Source organism: Tabrizicola sp. T74 (assembly GCF_057219935.1).
The window spans coordinates 81,942-98,018 of the sequence record NZ_JBXVVT010000005.1; the positions used below are offsets into that span (position 1 = coordinate 81,942).

Annotated in this window: 18 protein-coding genes and 1 tRNA gene; 11 read left to right on the forward strand and 8 right to left on the reverse strand. The window is 66.2% G+C overall.

Annotated elements, in window-relative coordinates:
- The first annotated feature begins 7 nt into the window (after positions 1-7).
- The 4 genes from AC2EAL_RS15145 (at position 8) to AC2EAL_RS15160 (ending at position 3,515) form a co-directional block, all read left to right on the forward strand.
- Positions 8-577, forward strand: coding sequence for a YceI family protein (locus AC2EAL_RS15145; RefSeq protein ID WP_484725075.1), 570 nt, complete (start codon positions 8-10; stop codon positions 575-577).
- A 1-nt stretch (position 578) separates the two neighbouring features.
- Positions 579-1,118, forward strand: coding sequence for a cytochrome b (locus AC2EAL_RS15150; protein WP_484725076.1), 540 nt, complete (start codon positions 579-581; stop codon positions 1,116-1,118).
- Positions 1,119-1,247: 129 nt separating this feature from the next.
- Entirely contained in the window at positions 1,248-2,966 is a 1,719-nt protein-coding gene (metG, locus tag AC2EAL_RS15155) for a methionine--tRNA ligase (RefSeq protein WP_484725077.1), read from the forward strand.
- A gap of 393 nt (positions 2,967-3,359) precedes the next feature.
- Complete coding sequence (locus AC2EAL_RS15160; RefSeq protein WP_484725078.1) at positions 3,360-3,515, forward strand: hypothetical protein; 156 nt, start codon at positions 3,360-3,362, stop codon at positions 3,513-3,515.
- A 6-nt stretch (positions 3,516-3,521) separates the two neighbouring features.
- On the opposite strand, the gene AC2EAL_RS15165 is transcribed toward AC2EAL_RS15160, so the two are convergent.
- The 4 genes from AC2EAL_RS15165 to AC2EAL_RS15180 all read right to left on the reverse strand — a co-directional run bounded on the left by AC2EAL_RS15165 (position 3,522) and on the right by AC2EAL_RS15180 (position 6,400).
- A complete protein-coding gene (locus AC2EAL_RS15165; RefSeq protein WP_484725079.1) occupies positions 3,522-4,730 on the reverse strand; it encodes an NAD(P)/FAD-dependent oxidoreductase in 1,209 nt (402 codons plus the stop codon).
- A gap of 59 nt (positions 4,731-4,789) precedes the next feature.
- A complete protein-coding gene (locus AC2EAL_RS15170; protein WP_484725080.1) occupies positions 4,790-5,305 on the reverse strand; it encodes an SAM-dependent methyltransferase in 516 nt (171 codons plus the stop codon).
- Positions 5,306-5,430: 125 nt separating this feature from the next.
- Positions 5,431-5,958 carry a copper chaperone PCu(A)C gene (locus AC2EAL_RS15175; protein ID WP_484725081.1) on the reverse strand — a complete coding sequence of 176 codons (528 nt, stop codon included), beginning with the start codon at positions 5,956-5,958 and terminating at the stop codon, positions 5,431-5,433.
- A gap of 79 nt (positions 5,959-6,037) precedes the next feature.
- Complete coding sequence (locus AC2EAL_RS15180) at positions 6,038-6,400, reverse strand: hypothetical protein (protein WP_484725082.1); 363 nt, start codon at positions 6,398-6,400, stop codon at positions 6,038-6,040.
- A gap of 121 nt (positions 6,401-6,521) precedes the next feature.
- On the opposite strand from AC2EAL_RS15180, the gene AC2EAL_RS15185 reads away from it, so the two are divergent.
- The gene (locus tag AC2EAL_RS15185) at positions 6,522-7,589 is read left to right on the forward strand and encodes a dipeptidase (protein WP_484725083.1); all 1,068 of its coding nucleotides are present in this window, start codon (positions 6,522-6,524) and stop codon (positions 7,587-7,589) included.
- A 73-nt stretch (positions 7,590-7,662) separates the two neighbouring features.
- Here the strand turns inward: AC2EAL_RS15185 and AC2EAL_RS15190 are convergent, their stop codons facing one another.
- The gene (locus AC2EAL_RS15190) at positions 7,663-8,553 is read right to left on the reverse strand and encodes a hydrogen peroxide-inducible genes activator (protein WP_484725084.1); all 891 of its coding nucleotides are present in this window, start codon (positions 8,551-8,553) and stop codon (positions 7,663-7,665) included.
- 162 nt (positions 8,554-8,715) lie between these two features.
- On the opposite strand from AC2EAL_RS15190, the gene katG reads away from it, so the two are divergent.
- Positions 8,716-10,884 carry a catalase/peroxidase HPI gene (gene katG, locus AC2EAL_RS15195; protein ID WP_484725085.1) on the forward strand — a complete coding sequence of 723 codons (2,169 nt, stop codon included), beginning with the start codon at positions 8,716-8,718 and terminating at the stop codon, positions 10,882-10,884.
- 116 nt (positions 10,885-11,000) lie between these two features.
- The gene (locus AC2EAL_RS15200) at positions 11,001-11,591 is read left to right on the forward strand and encodes a DUF1349 domain-containing protein (protein ID WP_484725086.1); all 591 of its coding nucleotides are present in this window, start codon (positions 11,001-11,003) and stop codon (positions 11,589-11,591) included.
- Between the two features lie 19 nt (positions 11,592-11,610).
- On the opposite strand, the gene AC2EAL_RS15205 is transcribed toward AC2EAL_RS15200, so the two are convergent.
- Positions 11,611-11,696 (reverse strand) — tRNA-Leu (locus tag AC2EAL_RS15205).
- A gap of 85 nt (positions 11,697-11,781) precedes the next feature.
- On the opposite strand from AC2EAL_RS15205, the gene AC2EAL_RS15210 reads away from it, so the two are divergent.
- The gene (locus AC2EAL_RS15210) at positions 11,782-12,816 is read left to right on the forward strand and encodes a hypothetical protein (RefSeq protein WP_484725087.1); all 1,035 of its coding nucleotides are present in this window, start codon (positions 11,782-11,784) and stop codon (positions 12,814-12,816) included.
- 85 nt (positions 12,817-12,901) lie between these two features.
- Here AC2EAL_RS15210 and AC2EAL_RS15215 read toward each other — a convergent pair whose 3' ends face one another.
- Positions 12,902-13,444: a LuxR C-terminal-related transcriptional regulator gene (locus AC2EAL_RS15215; protein ID WP_484725088.1), complete on the reverse strand. Its 543-nt coding sequence runs from the start codon at positions 13,442-13,444 to the stop codon at positions 12,902-12,904.
- Between the two features lie 109 nt (positions 13,445-13,553).
- Between AC2EAL_RS15215 and AC2EAL_RS15220 the strand changes: the two genes are divergently transcribed.
- From AC2EAL_RS15220 to AC2EAL_RS15230, 3 genes are read left to right on the forward strand one after another with little or no spacing between them, the layout of a single operon-like run.
- Positions 13,554-14,258, forward strand: coding sequence for a CoA transferase subunit A (locus tag AC2EAL_RS15220; RefSeq protein WP_484725089.1), 705 nt, complete (start codon positions 13,554-13,556; stop codon positions 14,256-14,258).
- Positions 14,258-14,899, forward strand: coding sequence for a 3-oxoacid CoA-transferase subunit B (locus AC2EAL_RS15225; protein ID WP_484725090.1), 642 nt, complete (start codon positions 14,258-14,260; stop codon positions 14,897-14,899). Before AC2EAL_RS15220 ends, AC2EAL_RS15225 begins: the two co-directional genes overlap by 1 nt.
- Positions 14,892-15,179, forward strand: coding sequence for a GNAT family N-acetyltransferase (locus AC2EAL_RS15230; protein WP_484725091.1), 288 nt, complete (start codon positions 14,892-14,894; stop codon positions 15,177-15,179). Before AC2EAL_RS15225 ends, AC2EAL_RS15230 begins: the two co-directional genes overlap by 8 nt.
- A gap of 2 nt (positions 15,180-15,181) precedes the next feature.
- Here the strand turns inward: AC2EAL_RS15230 and AC2EAL_RS15235 are convergent, their stop codons facing one another.
- The gene (locus AC2EAL_RS15235; RefSeq protein WP_484725092.1) at positions 15,182-16,036 is read right to left on the reverse strand and encodes a lytic transglycosylase domain-containing protein; all 855 of its coding nucleotides are present in this window, start codon (positions 16,034-16,036) and stop codon (positions 15,182-15,184) included.
- Positions 16,037-16,077 lie beyond the last annotated feature (41 nt).

Consider the following 16,077-nt stretch of genomic DNA (forward strand, 5'->3'; position numbering starts at 1 on the left):
GGCCGCCATGCCCAACGCCGTCCTTTCCGCCCTTTTCGCCCTGATCCTGACGCTGCCGGTCCAGGCCGCGACCATCGCCTACAAGATGGACGCCGCCAATTCGACCGTGGCGTTCGAGACCGACTTCGGCCCCGACAAGATCACCGGCGCGATCCCGCTGGAAAAGGCGGACCTGAAGCTCGACTTCGACAACGTGGCGAACTGCACGGTCGAGGTCGCGCTGGACGTGACCGGCGCGACGGCCAGTTTTCCCTTTGCCGCGCAGGCGCTGCGGGGCCCGAAGGTGCTGGACGCGAAAAGCCATCCGCAGATGACCTTCGAAAGCACCTCGGTCAAGGGGGCGGGCGAGGTGGCCGAGGTCACCGGCAACCTCACCATTCGCGGTGTCACCCGGCAAGTCACCCTCACCGCCCGGCTTTTCCGCCCGCAAGGCAGCGCAGAGGGCGACCACGACCGCCTGACCGTCCGGCTTTCGGGCCGCGTCAACCGGTCAGACTTCGGCGCGACGGGCTGGGCCGACATGGTGGGCGACGAGGTCCGCATCCTGATCACCGCCCGCATCGACGCCCAGGGCTGACATGGGCCTGCGCAACACGCCCGACAGCTTTGGCCTGGTCACGCGCCTGATCCACTGGGCTATGGCACTGCTGATTGTCAGCCTCTTCGCCCTCGGTCTTCGCATCGCTTCGATGGAGCCGGGCCTCGCCAACCTCTGGCTTTACGGTTTGCACAAGACCATGGGGCTGACCGCCCTTGGCCTCGTCCTTCTCCGCATCCTCTGGCACATGGTCTCGCCCCCGCCTGGGCCCCAAGCCACCGGCGGGATGCGGCTTTTCATCAAGGCCTGGCACTGGACGCTTTACGCCCTGATGATCGCCACCCCCATCGCGGGCTGGGCCGGGTCCTCGGCCAGCGGGATCGACACGATGTACGCCAACACCTTCGTCGTCCCCGCCATCGTCGAAGCCAATGAGACCTCGGAATTCGTCTGGTTCATCCTGCACGAGATCTTTGCCAAGACGCTGATGGGCATGGTCATCGTCCACATGCTGGCCGCCCTGAAGCGCGAGATGGAGGGCGACGGCACCCTCACCCGGATGATCCGCGGCCGCCCGTAGCCACGAGTTTTCGACGAAAACTCGGATCCCCCGAATTTTCGCGAGACAAAATCGTCCCCCGCCCAACCGCTGGCCCTTTCGCAACGCTTGGGCTAAGCAATCGCCGGACTCCACCCGCAAGGCGCAGACATGGCACGCATCCTCATTACCTCGGCCATTCCCTACATCAACGGCATCAAGCACCTGGGGAACCTCGTCGGCTCCCAGTTGCCCGCCGACTTGTTTGCCCGATTCAACCGCGCGATGGGGCATGAGGTGATGTTCATCTGCGCCACCGACGAACACGGCACCCCCGCCGAACTGGCCGCCGCCAAGGCCGGGAAGCCGGTGGAGGAATACTGCGCCGAGATGCACGCCGTGCAGGCCGACATCGCCAAGGGCTTCCGACTGTCCTTCGACCATTTCGGCCGGTCGTCCAGCCAGCGGAACCACAAGCTGACCCAGCATTTCGCCGGGAAACTGGCCGAGAACGGCCTGATCGCCGAAGTCAGCGAAAAGCAGGTCTTCTCCATCGACGACAACCGCTTCCTGCCCGACCGCTACATCACCGGCACCTGCCCGAACTGCGGGTACGAAAGCGCTCGCGGCGACCAGTGCGAGAACTGCACCAAGCAGCTGGACCCGACCGACCTGATCAACCCGCGCTCTTCGATCTCCGGCTCCACCAACTTGGAGGTGCGCGAGACGAAGCACCTCTACCTCAAGCAGCGCGCGCTGAAGGACAAGCTGGAGGCCTGGATCGACTCGAAGACCGACTGGCCGATCCTGACCACCTCGATCGCCAAGAAATGGCTGAACGACGGCGACGGGCTGCAGGATCGCGGCATCACCCGTGACCTCTACTGGGGCATCCCGGTCAAGAAGGGCGACCAGCCCTGGCCGGGGATGGAAGGCAAGGTCTTCTACGTCTGGTTCGACGCCCCCATCGAATACATCGCCGGAACCGCCGAATGGGCCGATGCGAACGGCCACGACGACGCCGCATGGGAACGCTGGTGGCGCACCGACAAGGGTGCTTCGGACGTGACCTATTACCAGTTCATGGGCAAGGACAATGTCCCCTTCCATACCCTTAGCTTCCCCGCCACGATCCTGGGGTCCGGTGAGCCATGGAAGCTCGTGGACTACCTCAAGTCCTTCAATTACCTCAACTATGACGGCGGCCAGTTCTCGACCTCGCAGGGTCGCGGCGTGTTCATGGACCAGGCCCTGTCGATCCTGCCCGCCGACTATTGGCGCTGGTGGCTTCTGTCCCACGCGCCCGAGTCGAGCGACTCCGAGTTCACCTGGGAGAATTTCCAGACCTCGGTGAACAAGGACCTCGCCGACGTCCTGGGCAACCTCGTCTCCCGCGTCACCAAGTTCGCGGTGTCGAAGTTCGGCAACGAGGTCCCCGCCGGAGGCGCTTTCGGGCCCCTGGAGACCGCCCTCATCGCCGACCTTGGCGCGCGGATCGCCGATTACACCAAGTTCATGGCCGAGATGGAGGTCCGCAAGGCCGCCAGCGAGCTGCGTGCGATCTGGGTGATCGGCAACGAATACCTGCAATCCGCCGCGCCCTGGTCCGTCGTCAAGACCGACCCCGAGCAGGCCCAGGCCATCGTCCGCCTCGCCCTGAACCTGATCCGGGTCTACGCGATCCTTTCGGCGCCCTTCATCCCGGACGCCGCCGCGACGATGATGAAGGCGGTGGGGTCGGACGACTGGACCTGGCCCTCGGATATCTCGACCGCGATGCGGACCCTGCCTGCAGGCCACGGCTTCGAAGTGCCCGAGAACCTGTTCCGCAAGATCACCGACGAAGAACGTGCCGACTGGCAGACCCGGTTCTCGGGCGTCCGGACCTAGGCCATTTTCCGCCGTTCGCTGCACCTGCACAAAGCTTGAGAACCGGCCTTGCGTCGCGCCGTCGGCATAGACGACGCGCGAGGTCGATTTTCTCTCCAGCGCCCCGCACGGTAAATCCTGCGATCTCAAAAGGTTGCACAGATCATTCGCGATCAAACGAATCGTCTTTCGCGCCCTCCCCGTCCGACAGAAAAAGGTTCGTGTGCAGCCGCAGAAACGCGCCGGGGGCGGGCGGATTTTTGCCGTAGCCGTCCATTGGCGGGAAGAAATTCCGCCGATCCCGAAATCTTTGGACATCACGCCACACGTAATGGTGGTAACATCCTGTGATCGGACCCGAGTCGCTGCCGACTGTCTGCCCAGTCACAGTTCCTCTGCCAAGGAGAGCCCGAGATGACACAAGTTCTGCCGACGCGAAGCCGTCCCGCCAGAAACTATGCCGCCGTTGCCCTGTTCCTTGCCGTGTATGTGGGTGTCCTGGTCTTCGTCTTCGCACCCAAGGACATCTTCTCTGTCCAGCAACCGACCGCGCTGCTGCAAACCGACTGACGCACTTCAGATGATCGCCGCCTCGACCATGGCCTGACCGGCTGCAACCCGGTCATAATGGAACGGGCGCAGGTCAAGGGTCCGGTAGGTGCCGTGGACGATCCACTCTGCCGTCGCGCGCCCCATGGCGGGGGACTGTTGCAGGCCATGGCCTGAGAAGCCGTTCAGGAACAGGAAGTTCGTCACCTCGGGGTGCGGGCCGGTGATCGCGTTCTGGTCCAGCGTGTTGTAGTCGTACTGCCCGGCCCATTCGTTCACCACCTTCACCGCCTCGAAAGCGGGGATGCGGGTCGCGATGGCGGGCCAGATCTTGTCCAGCCAGATGTCGGGGTCCATCACGAAGTCGTCGTGGTCCACTGCCGGGTCGACGTCGGCATGACCGCCCGCCATGTAGGTCCCGCCGCCCACTTCCCGCACGAAGACTCCGCTTGGGTCGATGGTCAGCGGCAAGGGCCGGTCCAGCGGGGTTTCGGCCTGGATCATCCAGTTGAAACGCTTGCGCGGCTCGATCGGGATCGCGATGCCGGCCATGGCCGCAACCTTGGCGCCCCGGGTGCCCGCAGTGTTCACCACCATCCCGCAGCCCACCCGCCGGCCAGAGGCAAGGCGCACCCCCGTGACCTTCCCGGCCACGACGTCCAGCCCCGCGACCTCGTCCGCCAGATACTCCACCCCCGCCTCGCGGGCCTTGCGGCGGAACCAGTCGAAGACCGTGTAGCCGTCGAAATAGCCCTCGTCCCTGGTGTTCAGGCTGCCAAGCACCAGGTCGTCGGCCAGCATGAAGGGAAACTCGGCCCGGATCTGGTCGGGGGTCAGAAGCCGCGTCCCCGCCCCTGCCGCCGCCTGCACCTTCTGGTTGGCACGCAGGACATCGGCGAAAGCGTTGTCATCGGCGAGATACAGGTAGCCGAAGTTCTGGATCTTCAGCTCTGGCACCCGGTCGTCGCCGCCCATCTGGGCCCGCAGCGACTGCACGAAATCGGCCCCGAACTGCGAGATGCGGATGTTCAGCTCGGTCGAGAACTGCTGGCGGATGCAGGAAAAGCTCAGCGCCGTGGCGGCCTTCTCATAGGAGGGGTCGCGCTCGATCACCAGCACCCGGCCCGGGAGACCCATCTGGGTCAGCCACCAGGCGGTCGACGATCCCATGATCGCCCCGCCGATGATCACCACGTCATAATTGTCCCGTGCCGGTTCCGTCCGAAAGCCCTGCATGTCCGTTCCCTTCGCCTTGCCGCACGGTGTAGCGCAGGCCTTGGGGGCGGTAAATCCGGTCAGCCTTGTGCAGGAGGGATGTCGACCGAATGCAGCCAGGGCTTGATGTCGAGAAGCGGCGTGCCGTCGAAGGCATCCAGCGCGTCGACCGTCAGCACCCCCTCGGCCATGTCCAGCGCCAGAAGCCGCACCACGGCCATGGCAATCGGGTTCGGGCGCGAGGGCGCGCGCAGGGCGAAGACACCGGTCGGGCTGGCGCGGTGGGCCGGGTTGAGGACGATCATGTCGCGCCGCGCGGCCCCGGTCCAGTAGAGCAGGATCACCGGCTGCCCCGGCTGCAGCCCCGCAAGGCCGGGCCGGAACGGCGGGTCGACCTCGACCCGGAACGCCTCAAGCGGGTCATGCGTGCCCGTGGCCTCGCGCGCCTCTGCCGGGTTCTTCGGGCAGTTGCCGCGCGCCCAGGGGCTGCGAAGCCGCCCGATGAACCGCAAATGCGCGTCATCGGCAGTGCGGGCGGGGTCGAAGCTCAACGTGACCTCGCCCGCGCGTTCCATCTTGGTTCGTTGCAGCCCCATAGGATGCCCCTTCCGTCGGATGCGGGACTCTTCATCGAATCGCCCGAACAGCGCAATGGTCGCGGCCGTGACGGGAACTCACGGCCGCCGAGGGGAGTCAAAACTGCAACGGCAGGACCGGTGGTTCAGTCGCCCTGCATGGAGTGGCCGGCATGGCCTTCCGCCCCTTGCATGTCGGAATGGTCCATCTTGGAATGGTCCATCCCGCCCTTGCCCATCGGCGGGTCGATCTGGAACTCGATCTCTACCCGTCCCGCGCGTTCGAAGATCAGCACGGCCTTGTGCATCTCGCCTTCGGTCAGCGTGCCCTTCAGGCCCATGAACATCACATGATAGCTGCCATGTTCCAGATTCACCGTCTGCCCCGGCGGGATCTCGACCGCGTCGACATGTTCCATGGTACCCACGCCGTTCGCGTCGACCTTGCTTTCATGCACCTCGGACTTCATCGAGATGTCGCTTTCGACGCCAAGCAGACGCTCGACCTCGGTGCCGTTGTTGACGATGGCCATGAAGCCGCCGGCGGCCTTGGCGCTGGCGGCGGGCTGCGGGATATGGGGGTGGATGATCTGCAGATCGCCCGCAGTGATCTCATGCGCCATCACGGGCGCGGCAAGCATGAGGGCGGTGGCAAGGGCAAGAAGCCGTTTCATCGGACAGGTCCTTTTCGGGAATTGTGTTGGGTCACGGCGGCCCCTCATGGGACCGCACCGGTATCGCTGGCGGAATGGCTCAGACGGTCGGAGGACCCTGCGGCGCACGCGACAGGTCAAGGACCCGGGCGACGAAACGGCTGGAACTCAAGGGCGCGAGGCCGGCGGCGGGCGTCAGGTCCAGAAAGGCGGAGGCGACGACGGGGTCTGGCAGGACCGCCCCGCCGCTGATCTGGCAGGCCTGGCACAAGGGATCGGCGTGCCGGTCGCCCTGCCCCACATCACCGCAGACATCGGCGGCTGTCGCCCCGGTCGCTGCCATGAAGGCCAGCTGGTCGCTGGTCGGCCCCACCGCCCGATGCGCCCAGCCCGTTGCCACCATGGCAACGGTCAGCACGGCAAGCAGCACCATGCGCCAAGGATGGATGATCCGCGATCCCATGGCCCTGCCTAGGCTGCGCCCATCCGCCCCGTCAACCCGGCAAATCCGCGCAGGTTCAACCTTGCCTTGCCGCCGCTTCGGCGAAAGACTGCGACCCTGTCCAGCGAAAGGCCCCTGCCCCATGCCCGCCCCCGTTCCCGTCTTCGACGGCCACAACGACATCGTCCTGAAGATCGCTGCTGCCGGTGAAAACCGAGCGAAGCTGTGGTTGCACGGCGAAGGTGCGGGGCACCTCGACCTGCCCCGGATGCAGGCATCGGGCTTCGCAGGCGGCTTCTTCGCGGTCTACATCCCCTCGCCCGAATACGAGGACCTGAACGCGCTTGAGCGGAAGATGGACAATCCGCCCTACGATTTCCCGCTGCCCGACCTCATTCCGCATCAAGCCGCGCAACCGGTTGCGGTCGAGATGCTGGGCCATCTTCTGTGGATGGAGCGTGTGTCAGAGGGCCGCTTTCGCTGGTGCCGGTCGGCTGGCGAGATCCGCTCTGCCATGGCAGCCGGGGCGGTGGCCGGGGTGATCCATTTCGAAGGGGCCGAGGCCATCGGCCCGAACCTCGACGCGCTGCACCTGTTCCATGCCATGGGCCTGCGCTCCGTAGGCCCGGTCTGGAGCCGCCCGACCATCTTCGGTCATGGTGTGCCCTTCCGTTATCCCTCGACCGGCGACACCGGGCCGGGGCTGACCGACCTTGGCAAGGCACTGGTCCGCGAATGCAACGCGCTGAAGATCATGCTGGATCTCAGCCACCTGAACGAGGCCGGGTTCTGGGACGTGGCCAAGCTGTCGGATGCGCCCCTTGTCGCCACCCATTCCAACGCCCATGCTGTCTGCCCGACCAGCCGCAACCTCAGCGACCGCCAGCTGAAGGCGATCGGCGAAAGCGGCGGCATGGCGGGCCTGAACTTCGCCACCTGCTTCCTGCGCCCCGATGGCAAGGAAAGCCCCGAGATGACGCTCGACCCGGTCAAGCGGCACATCGAGCACATGCTGAAGCTGGCGGGCGAGGATCATGTCGGGATCGGGTCCGACTACGACGGCGCGACGACACCCAGGGACATCGGCGGGGTCGAAGGGTTGCCGGTCCTGATCCAGGCGATGCGCGACATGGGTCTTGGACCTGCGCTGATCGACAAGATCGCCCACGGCAACTGGCTCAGGCTCCTCGAACGCACCTGGGGCGCCTGACGGACCGCTCGTCGATTGCCTTCGGCACTCCTCGCTGCGCTCCACGACGAGAAGCCGAAGGCGCACGAGGAGTTCACCCGGACAAAGCCCCCCGCAACCCCTCGGCCAGGTCGACGAACCGGTCCGACAGGGGATTCGACCGCCGCCACACCAGCCCGATCCGCCGCCCCGGGCGCGGCTCGGGCAGGCGGTGCAGGACCACGGGGGCTGAGCGGCGTTCCACGTCCGCCGCCATTTCGGGGATCAGCGTCACCCCGATGCCCGCGCCCACCATCTGCACCAGGGTCGACAGGGACGAGCCTTCCATGATCTCGCCCGCCGGACCGCGTGGCATCTTGCAGGCCGCAATCGCCTGATCGCGGAAGCAGTGCCCCTCCTCCAATAGCAGCAGCGGCGCGGCGGGCAGGTCCGCCAGCAGCGGGATCGGATGGCCATCGGCGCTTTCGTGCCGCACCAGCAGGAATTCCTCGTCCAGAAGCGGATGTTCGACCAGCGACGGCTCGGACGCGGGCAGCGCGAGCAGTGCCAGGTCCAGCCGCCCTTCGTGCAGGTCGCGCAGCAGCTTGGGCGTCACCGCCTCACGCGGGCGGAGGTCCAGGTCCGGGAACCGCCCGGACAACTCCCGCATCACCTGCGGCAGCAGATAGGGCGCGACCGTCGGGATCACCCCGAGCCTAAGCCGCCCCGCCAGAGGCCCGGTCGAGGCCCGCGCCAGCGCGCCAAGTTCATCCACCGCCCGCAAGACCTCGCGCCCCCGCGCCGCGACCTCTTCGCCCAGGCCCGTCAGGCTGACCTGCCGCGCCCCCCGTTCGACCAGCGGCGCGCCCAGGATATCCTCCAGCTCTTTCACCTGTAACGACAGCGCGGGCTGCGAGATCGCCGAGGCCTCAGCGGCCCGCCCGAAATGGCGATGCCTTGCCAGCGCGTCGAAATAGCGCAGGTGCTTGAGGGTGATCTTTGTCATAGGCTGAGCATATCGCGACGATAGGAAAATGAAAATTCCTATTATCGCCGCAAGGTGCTAGCGATGATGTCACGACGTGATCCACCGACTCGCTTGCCGCCCCTCGGGGCGCGGAGCGTGTGGTGTTTTTCATCCGCGGAACCAGCCAGGTAGGAGAGCAAGATGGACGGCAATGACGTTGGACGGTCGGGCAAGTGCCCGGTCATGCACGGCGCGATCACCACGACCACGCAGACGGTCACGGACTGGTGGCCGAAGACGCTGAACCTCGACATCCTGCACCAGCATGACACCAAGGTTAACCCCTTTACCGGGTTCAACTATCGTGAGGAAGTCAAGAAGCTGGACTTCGACGCGCTGAAGCGCGACCTGACAGCACTTATGACCGACAGCCAGGACTGGTGGCCGGCCGACTGGGGCCACTACGGCGGCCTCTTCATCCGGATGACCTGGCATGCTGCCGGGACTTACCGCATGGCCGATGGCCGGGGCGGCGCGGGCACTGGCAACCACCGCTTTGCCCCCCTGAACAGCTGGCCCGACAACGCCAACCTCGACAAGGCGCGGCGCCTGTTGTGGCCGATCAAGAAGAAGTACGGCAACCGCTTGAGCTGGGCCGACCTGATGGCCCTGGCCGGGACCATCGCCTATGAATCGATGGGCCTGAAGACCTTCGGCTTCGGCTTCGGGCGCGAGGATATCTGGCATCCCGAAAAGGACGTCTACTGGGGGTCCGAGAAGGAATGGCTGACCGACCAGCGCTATCCGACCAAGGAAGACCGCACCTCGCTGGAGAACCCGCTGGCCGCCGTGGTCATGGGCCTGATCTACGTGAACCCGCAAGGCGTCGACGGCCAGCCTGACCCGGCCCGCACCGCGCATGACGTGCGCGAAACCTTCGCCCGCATGGCGATGGATGACGAAGAAACCGTCGCGCTGACCGCCGGCGGCCACACCGTCGGCAAGGCGCATGGCAACAACAACGCCGCCCTGATCGGGCCGGAGCCGGAAGGTGCCGCGCTGGAAGAAGGCGGGCTTGGCTGGAACGTGCACTCGGCGCGGTCGGTCGGCCGCGATGCGATCACCTCGGGGCTGGAAGGCGCCTGGACCACCAACCCGACCAAATGGGATGGCGGCTATTTCCACCTGCTGCTGAAGTACGACTGGGAGCTGGTGAAGTCCCCCGCAGGCGCCTGGCAGTGGCAGCCGATCAACATCGATCCGGCGGACATGCCCGTGGACGTCGAGGACCCCTCGATCCGTCGCATGCCGATGATGACCGACGCCGACATGGCGATGAAGGTCGATCCGAAGTACCGCGAGATCAGCGAACGCTTCGCCAAGGATCAGGCCGCGTTCTCCGACGCCTTTGCCCGCGCCTGGTTCAAGCTGACCCACCGCGACATGGGGCCGAAGGTCCGCTACCTGGGGCCGTGGGTCCCGGCCGAGGACCTGATCTGGCAGGACCCGGTTCCCACCGGCTCGACCGCCTGGAACGTGGACGCCGTGAAGGCGAAGATCGCGGCCTCCGGCCTCTCGGTCAGCGACATGGTCACCACCGCCTGGGATTCGGCCCGGACCTTCCGCGGGTCGGACAACCGGGGCGGCGCGAACGGTGCCCGCATCCGTCTGGCCCCGCAGAAGGAATGGGAGGGCAACGAACCCGCCCGCCTGGCGCGTGTCCTGTCGGTGCTGGAACCGATCGCCAAGGAAGCCGGGGCCTCGCTGGCTGACGTGATCGTGCTGGCCGGTAACGTCGGCGTCGAACACGCCGCCAAGGCTGCTGGCGTTGACGTGAAGGTCCCCTTCCACGCCGGTCGCGGCGACGCGACGCAAGAAGAGACCGATGCCGAAAGCTTCAGCGTGCTGGAGCCCGAAGCCGACGGCTTCCGCAACTGGATGAAGAAGGACTATGCGGTGACGGCCGAGGAACTCCTCCTCGACCGGGCGCAGCTCATGGGCCTGACGGCGCATGAGATGACCTGCCTCATTGGGGGCATGCGGGTGATCGGCACCAACCATGGCGGCACGAAGCACGGGGTCTTCACCGACCGCGTCGGCGCGCTGACCACCGACTTCTTCACCGGCCTCACGGACATGGCCTACAAGTGGGTGCCGAAGGGGACCAACCTGTACGAGCTTACCGACCGCAAGACGGGTGCTACGAAGTGGACGGCGACGCGGGCGGACCTGGTGTTCGGCTCCAACTCCATCCTGCGGGCCTATGCCGAGGTCTATGCCCAGGACGACAACCGCGAGAAGTTCGTCTGCGACTTCGTCTCGGCCTGGGTCAAGGTGATGGAAGCCGACCGCTTCGACCTGCGCGCCTGACCTTCAAGACATCACGACAGCGGCCCGGGGTCATTCCCGGGCCGTTTCCTTTTCACCCTTTGACGCCAAAGGTCGCGGGACACTAGGCTTGGCCAAAGGCCAGTCAGAGGTGTCCCATGCGCCCCATCGACCTTGCAGCGCTTGAACGCGTCGGCACCGATTTCGGCCAGGTCGAAGTCCGCCCCGATGCCGCCGTGATCCATGCGGGCCCCGGCACCGATGCCTTTGTCCCCCCGGATGGAGGCCCCGGCACCGACCGCCTGCCGGGCCTGCGCCTGCCTGTCGGCCAAGCCTCCTGGGCCGTCAGCGCCCATGTCCAGCCGACCTTCCGCGCCGGGTTCGACGCTGGCGCGCTGGTCCTGCGCACTGATGGCGTGGCCTGGGCCAAGCTTGCCTTCGAATGCGCGCCGGACCTGCGGACGATGGCCGTCAGCGTGGTGACCCGCGATAGGTCGGACGACGCGAATGGCCCGCTGGTCGCTGGCCCCGGACTGTGGCTGCGCACGCTTTGGACCGGCAAGGCCCACGCCTTCCACATCTCGACCGACGGCACGCGCTGGGATTTCCTGCGCTTTTTCGCGCTGCCCGCGCCGGTCACGGCCATCGACTTCATCGCGCAGTCGCCGACCGGCCAGGGCTGCAGCGTGGCCTTCAGCCAAGCGCAACTGCACGACAAGGCCCCGCAAGACCTGCGCGACGGCAGCTGACCACCCCACCAGTCTGTATTGGTGCCCGCGGCCGGACTCGAACCGGCACGGCCTTCCGGCCAAGGGATTTTAAGTCCCCAGTGTCTACCATTTCACCACGCGAGCAGCCGCGCGACCATAGCCGCTGGATTCGGCCGGGAAAAGACCGCTCCTTGCCATGTCGGCGGCTGCGGGTCTAGCCTGATGCGCGATGACAGCAACCGCGCACCCCTTGCCCGCCAGCGATGCCGTGGTGACGGCGTCCCTGGCCCATCTGGCCCGCATCGTGCTGGCCAAGGGCCGCTTCGTCTATGCGCATGAGGCGGGTGATATTGCAGCGGCCTCGGACGGCTACAACCTTTTGCGCCATTGCGGGACGCTGTGGTTCATGGCCCGCGCCGTGAACACAAGGCCCGGCAGCGCGAACCCCGACCTTCTGTCCGCCATCGCCCGGGCCACCGGTTATCTGGGCCGGAAACTCGCCCCGCCGCCCTGGGCCGCGCCCGACCGGCCGAGCCTGGGCCTGGTCGGCAACGGCGCGGTCAAGCTGGGGGGCCTGGGTCTGGGGCTGCTGGCGTTGACCGAGGTCGCGGCGATCCCCGCGCTGGTCCTGCCACCGGACGCCCTGCCCCATCCGCTGGCGGAAACCATGGCCCGGATGCGTACCTATGCGCTGGACGAAATCGACGGCGACGACTTCCGCCACAAGCGCGACTTTGTGACCGGCGCGGTCCTGCCCTTCCGGTCCGACTACTATACCGGCGAGGCGATCTTCGGCCTGCTGATGTCCGGCCCCACCACCCCCGACCTGACCCGCGTCACCACCACGCTTATGCGCAAGGGCTATGGGTTTGCCGAACAAAGCCACTGGATGGCCTATGCCGCCTGCGAGGCCGTCGCCCGCGGCGTGGTGCCCGAGGCGCTGGGGTCGGCCTACCTGACCGGGCTGATGGAGGCGATCCTGACCGACGCCCACTACCGCGCCCGCCGCCAGTCCACCCCCATCGCCTGCCGGACCGAGGCGCTGACCCGCGTCCTCCTTCTGTCCCGCGACCTCCCAGGGCTGCTGACGCCCGACCTTGTCGCCCGCATCCGCGCCCATGCGGCCGAAAACCTGGGCCTGCAGCTGGACTGGTACGCCGACGGCCAGTTCTGGAAGGGCGACGACGCGCGCAAGGTGCAGATCGACTACATCCAGCACAACGCCACCGCCTTCCTGCATTGGGGCCTTCTCGGTCAGGGCTAAGGAATCGCTCGTCGAGCACTTCGTGCACTCCTCGCTTGGGCGCCCTTCCGCGAGGAGTGCATGAAATGCTCGACGAGCGCCCCCGTCAGCCCACCCCCGCCAGCAATCGGCTGACCAGTTCAAAGCTGTTCCGGACCCCCATCTTCCGGATCATGTTCGCCCGGTGCACCTCGACCGTCCGGGGGGAGGAGCCCATCGCCAGCGCGATCTCCTTCGAGGTGAAGCCGTTCACCAGATAGCGCGCGATCCGCCGTTCGGTGGGGGTCAAGGTGCTGGTCCCCTCCCTCTCCAGCGGCCGATAGGTCCAGACCGCCAGACGCTGCGGGTCGTCGCGGTCGAGCGCCGTGCCATGCCCCTCCATCCACACCACCTGCCCGTCTTTCCGCCGCATGAAGCGTTCGTCGCGATAGACCGGGGCCGCCTGCATCGCCTTTCGCGCCCTCTCGCCAATCAGTTCATAGTCCGTCTGGCCGGGGTACAGCAGACGGATCGACTGCCCCTCAAGCTCCCTCGGGGCCCAGCCGAACACCGCCTCGACCCGCAGGGACGCCCGCAGGATCACCCGGTCGGCCAGGATCAGCGTCGCATCCGGCGCGTGCAGGAAGGCCAGCCGTTCATAGTCGCGCATTGCTGCCCTCTACGTAGCCATATACGTATTCTTACGGATGGTAGCCCCCGGCGCAATCTTTCAGGATCGCGCGCAGTCCGTTCCCCCAAGGAACCGGGAGGAGAATCCAATGAACAAGGTCTACCCCAGCGCCGCTGCGGCCCTCGACGGGCTTCTGCACGACGGCATGCTGATCGCGTCCGGAGGCTTCGGCCTCTGCGGCATCCCCGAACTGCTGATCGCTGCCATCCGCGATGCAGGCACCAAGAACCTTACCGTCGCCTCGAACAACGCGGGCGTCGACGGCTTTGGTCTTGGCGTGCTGCTGGAAACCCGGCAGGTCAAGAAGATGATCTCGTCCTATGTGGGCGAGAACGCGGAATTCATGCGCCAGTACCTGTCCGGGGAACTGGAGCTGGAATTCAACCCGCAAGGGACGCTGGCCGAACGGATGCGGGCGGGTGGCGCGGGCATTCCCGGCTTCTACACCGCGACCGGTGTCGGCACGGTAATCGCCGAGGGCAAGGAACACCACGACTTCGACGGCAAGACCTACATCCTGGAACGCGGGATCGTGGCCGACCTGTCGATCGTGAAGGCCTGGAAGGCGGACCCGTCGGGGAACCTCGTCTTCCGCAAGACCGCGCGGAATTTCAACGTCCCCGCCGCCACCTGCGGGAAAACCTGTGTGGTGGAGGTCGAGGAAATCGTGCCGCTCGGGTCCCTGGACCCCGACGCGATCCACCTGCCGGGGATCTATGTCCACCGCATCATCACCGGCAAACACGAAAAGCGCATCGAACAGCGGACCGTCCGCAAGCGGGAGAACGCATGATGGCCGAGGAAACCAAAGGCTGGGACCGTCACGGCATGGCCGCCCGCGCGGCGCAGGAACTGCGCGATGGGACCTATGTGAACCTTGGCATCGGTATCCCGACGCTGGTGTCGAACTACATCCCCAAAGGGATCAGCGTGACCCTGCAGTCCGAAAACGGGATGCTGGGGATGGGCCCGTTTCCGTTCGAGGGCGAGGAAGACCCCGACCTGATCAACGCAGGAAAACAGACGATCACCGAACTGCCGCAGACCGCCTATTTCGATTCGGCGCAGTCGTTCGCGATGATCCGCGGCGGCAAGATCGCCATGGCGATCCTGGGAGCGATGGAAGTGGCGGAAAACGGCGATCTCGCGAACTGGATGATCCCCGGCAAGCTCGTCAAGGGCATGGGCGGGGCGATGGACCTTGTCGCAGGCGTTGGCCGCGTCGTGGTGGTGATGGACCACACCTCGAAACACGGTGAGTCCAAGGTCTTGAAATCCTGCACTCTTCCCCTGACCGGCAAGGGTGTGGTGAACCGGATCATCACCAACCTCTGCGTGCTGGACGTGGTGCCGGGCGGCCTGAAGCTGGTGGAATGCGCCCCGGGCGTGACCGAGGCCGAGGTGCGTGCCGCCACCGAGGCAACCCTTGTCTGACCACCAGGTCACCCGCGAACACGGGGCGTCCAAAGGCCGCTTCGTGATCCGCCACGGCGGGGAAGAGGCCGAGCTGACCTATTCGGTCACCACGCCCACGCTCATCATCGCCGACCATACCGGCGTCCCGGACAGCTTCCGGGGCACCGGGGCGGGGTTGGCATTGGTGGAAGCCATGGTCGCGGCGGCGAGGGCTGACGGTTTCAAGGTCGTCCCCCTTTGCCCCTTCGTGAACGCGACCCGGAAGAAACACCCGGAATGGGCTGACGTCTTCGTCTGACCTCAGCCGCCCGCCAGCGTTGACCGGAACACACAAGGATCGGTGACCAAGAGCGGCGGGCTGACGCACAGCCCCTGTGCCACCTGCCAGGCGGCCAGCACCTTCGGCACGTAATCCCGCGTTTCGGCATAGGGCGGCACGCCAGAATTGGCCCGGACCGCACCCTCGCCCGCATTGTAGGCCGCCAGCACCATCACCGGGTCGTTGTCGAATTCCTCCAGCAGCCAGTCCAGATAGGCGACCCCGCCTTCGATGTTCTGCACTGGATCGGTCGAATCCTTCACTCCGAACCGTTCTGCCGTGGCCGGGATCAGCTGCATCAGCCCGACGGCACCCGCATGGCTGACCGCGTCGGATTTCCCTGCACTTTCAATGCCGATCACCGCCAGCACCAGCGCCGGAGAGACATTGGTATCCAGCGTCGCACGCAGGATGTCCTTGCCGTATTTCTCCGACACTTCCTGCAGATGCTGCATGCGCGGGGCACCGACCACGGTGCCACCAGGTCCCTGCGAAAGCGTCGCCAGCGCCAGGTCGAACCGGTCGGCCGCGGCCCCGATGCCGGTGGGCACGGTTTCCCAGTACCAGTCATAGGAGGATGCCGGGGCCGGGCCGGGCTCGCCGGTCGCATTATCAGCGATCTTTGGCTCTTCCTCGCGCGGCTTCGGAGTGGGATCGATCTTGGGCAGCGCCGCCAGATAGCGCGCTTGCTCCTCGGGGTCGATCTGCACGGTGATCCGCTTGCCGGGCTTTAGATCGGCCACTTTCACCCGCTTGAACGAGCCATCCTCGGCCGCAGCCGGAAAGCACACGGCAGCGCAGAGAATCGCTGCGCACCAGAAACCTGTCTTCTGCATTTTCGGGGCCTGCTCGCCTCGTTGTTATGGGGGCAGAATCG

Coding starts and splice junctions, on each gene's coding strand:
- AC2EAL_RS15145 (WP_484725075.1), top strand. CDS start 8: ATGCCCAACGCCGTCCTTTCCGCCCTTTTCGCCCTGATCCTGACGCTG.
- AC2EAL_RS15150 (WP_484725076.1), top strand. CDS start 579: ATGGGCCTGCGCAACACGCCCGACAGCTTTGGCCTGGTCACGCGCCTG.
- metG (WP_484725077.1), top strand. CDS start 1,248: ATGGCACGCATCCTCATTACCTCGGCCATTCCCTACATCAACGGCATC.
- AC2EAL_RS15160 (WP_484725078.1), top strand. CDS start 3,360: ATGACACAAGTTCTGCCGACGCGAAGCCGTCCCGCCAGAAACTATGCC.
- AC2EAL_RS15165 (WP_484725079.1), bottom strand. CDS start 4,730: ATGCAGGGCTTTCGGACGGAACCGGCACGGGACAATTATGACGTGGTG.
- AC2EAL_RS15170 (WP_484725080.1), bottom strand. CDS start 5,305: ATGGGGCTGCAACGAACCAAGATGGAACGCGCGGGCGAGGTCACGTTG.
- AC2EAL_RS15175 (WP_484725081.1), bottom strand. CDS start 5,958: ATGAAACGGCTTCTTGCCCTTGCCACCGCCCTCATGCTTGCCGCGCCC.
- AC2EAL_RS15180 (WP_484725082.1), bottom strand. CDS start 6,400: ATGGGATCGCGGATCATCCATCCTTGGCGCATGGTGCTGCTTGCCGTG.
- AC2EAL_RS15185 (WP_484725083.1), top strand. CDS start 6,522: ATGCCCGCCCCCGTTCCCGTCTTCGACGGCCACAACGACATCGTCCTG.
- AC2EAL_RS15190 (WP_484725084.1), bottom strand. CDS start 8,553: ATGACAAAGATCACCCTCAAGCACCTGCGCTATTTCGACGCGCTGGCA.
- katG (WP_484725085.1), top strand. CDS start 8,716: ATGGACGGCAATGACGTTGGACGGTCGGGCAAGTGCCCGGTCATGCAC.
- AC2EAL_RS15200 (WP_484725086.1), top strand. CDS start 11,001: ATGCGCCCCATCGACCTTGCAGCGCTTGAACGCGTCGGCACCGATTTC.
- AC2EAL_RS15210 (WP_484725087.1), top strand. CDS start 11,782: ATGACAGCAACCGCGCACCCCTTGCCCGCCAGCGATGCCGTGGTGACG.
- AC2EAL_RS15215 (WP_484725088.1), bottom strand. CDS start 13,444: ATGCGCGACTATGAACGGCTGGCCTTCCTGCACGCGCCGGATGCGACG.
- AC2EAL_RS15220 (WP_484725089.1), top strand. CDS start 13,554: ATGAACAAGGTCTACCCCAGCGCCGCTGCGGCCCTCGACGGGCTTCTG.
- AC2EAL_RS15225 (WP_484725090.1), top strand. CDS start 14,258: ATGGCCGAGGAAACCAAAGGCTGGGACCGTCACGGCATGGCCGCCCGC.
- AC2EAL_RS15235 (WP_484725092.1), bottom strand. CDS start 16,036: ATGCAGAAGACAGGTTTCTGGTGCGCAGCGATTCTCTGCGCTGCCGTG.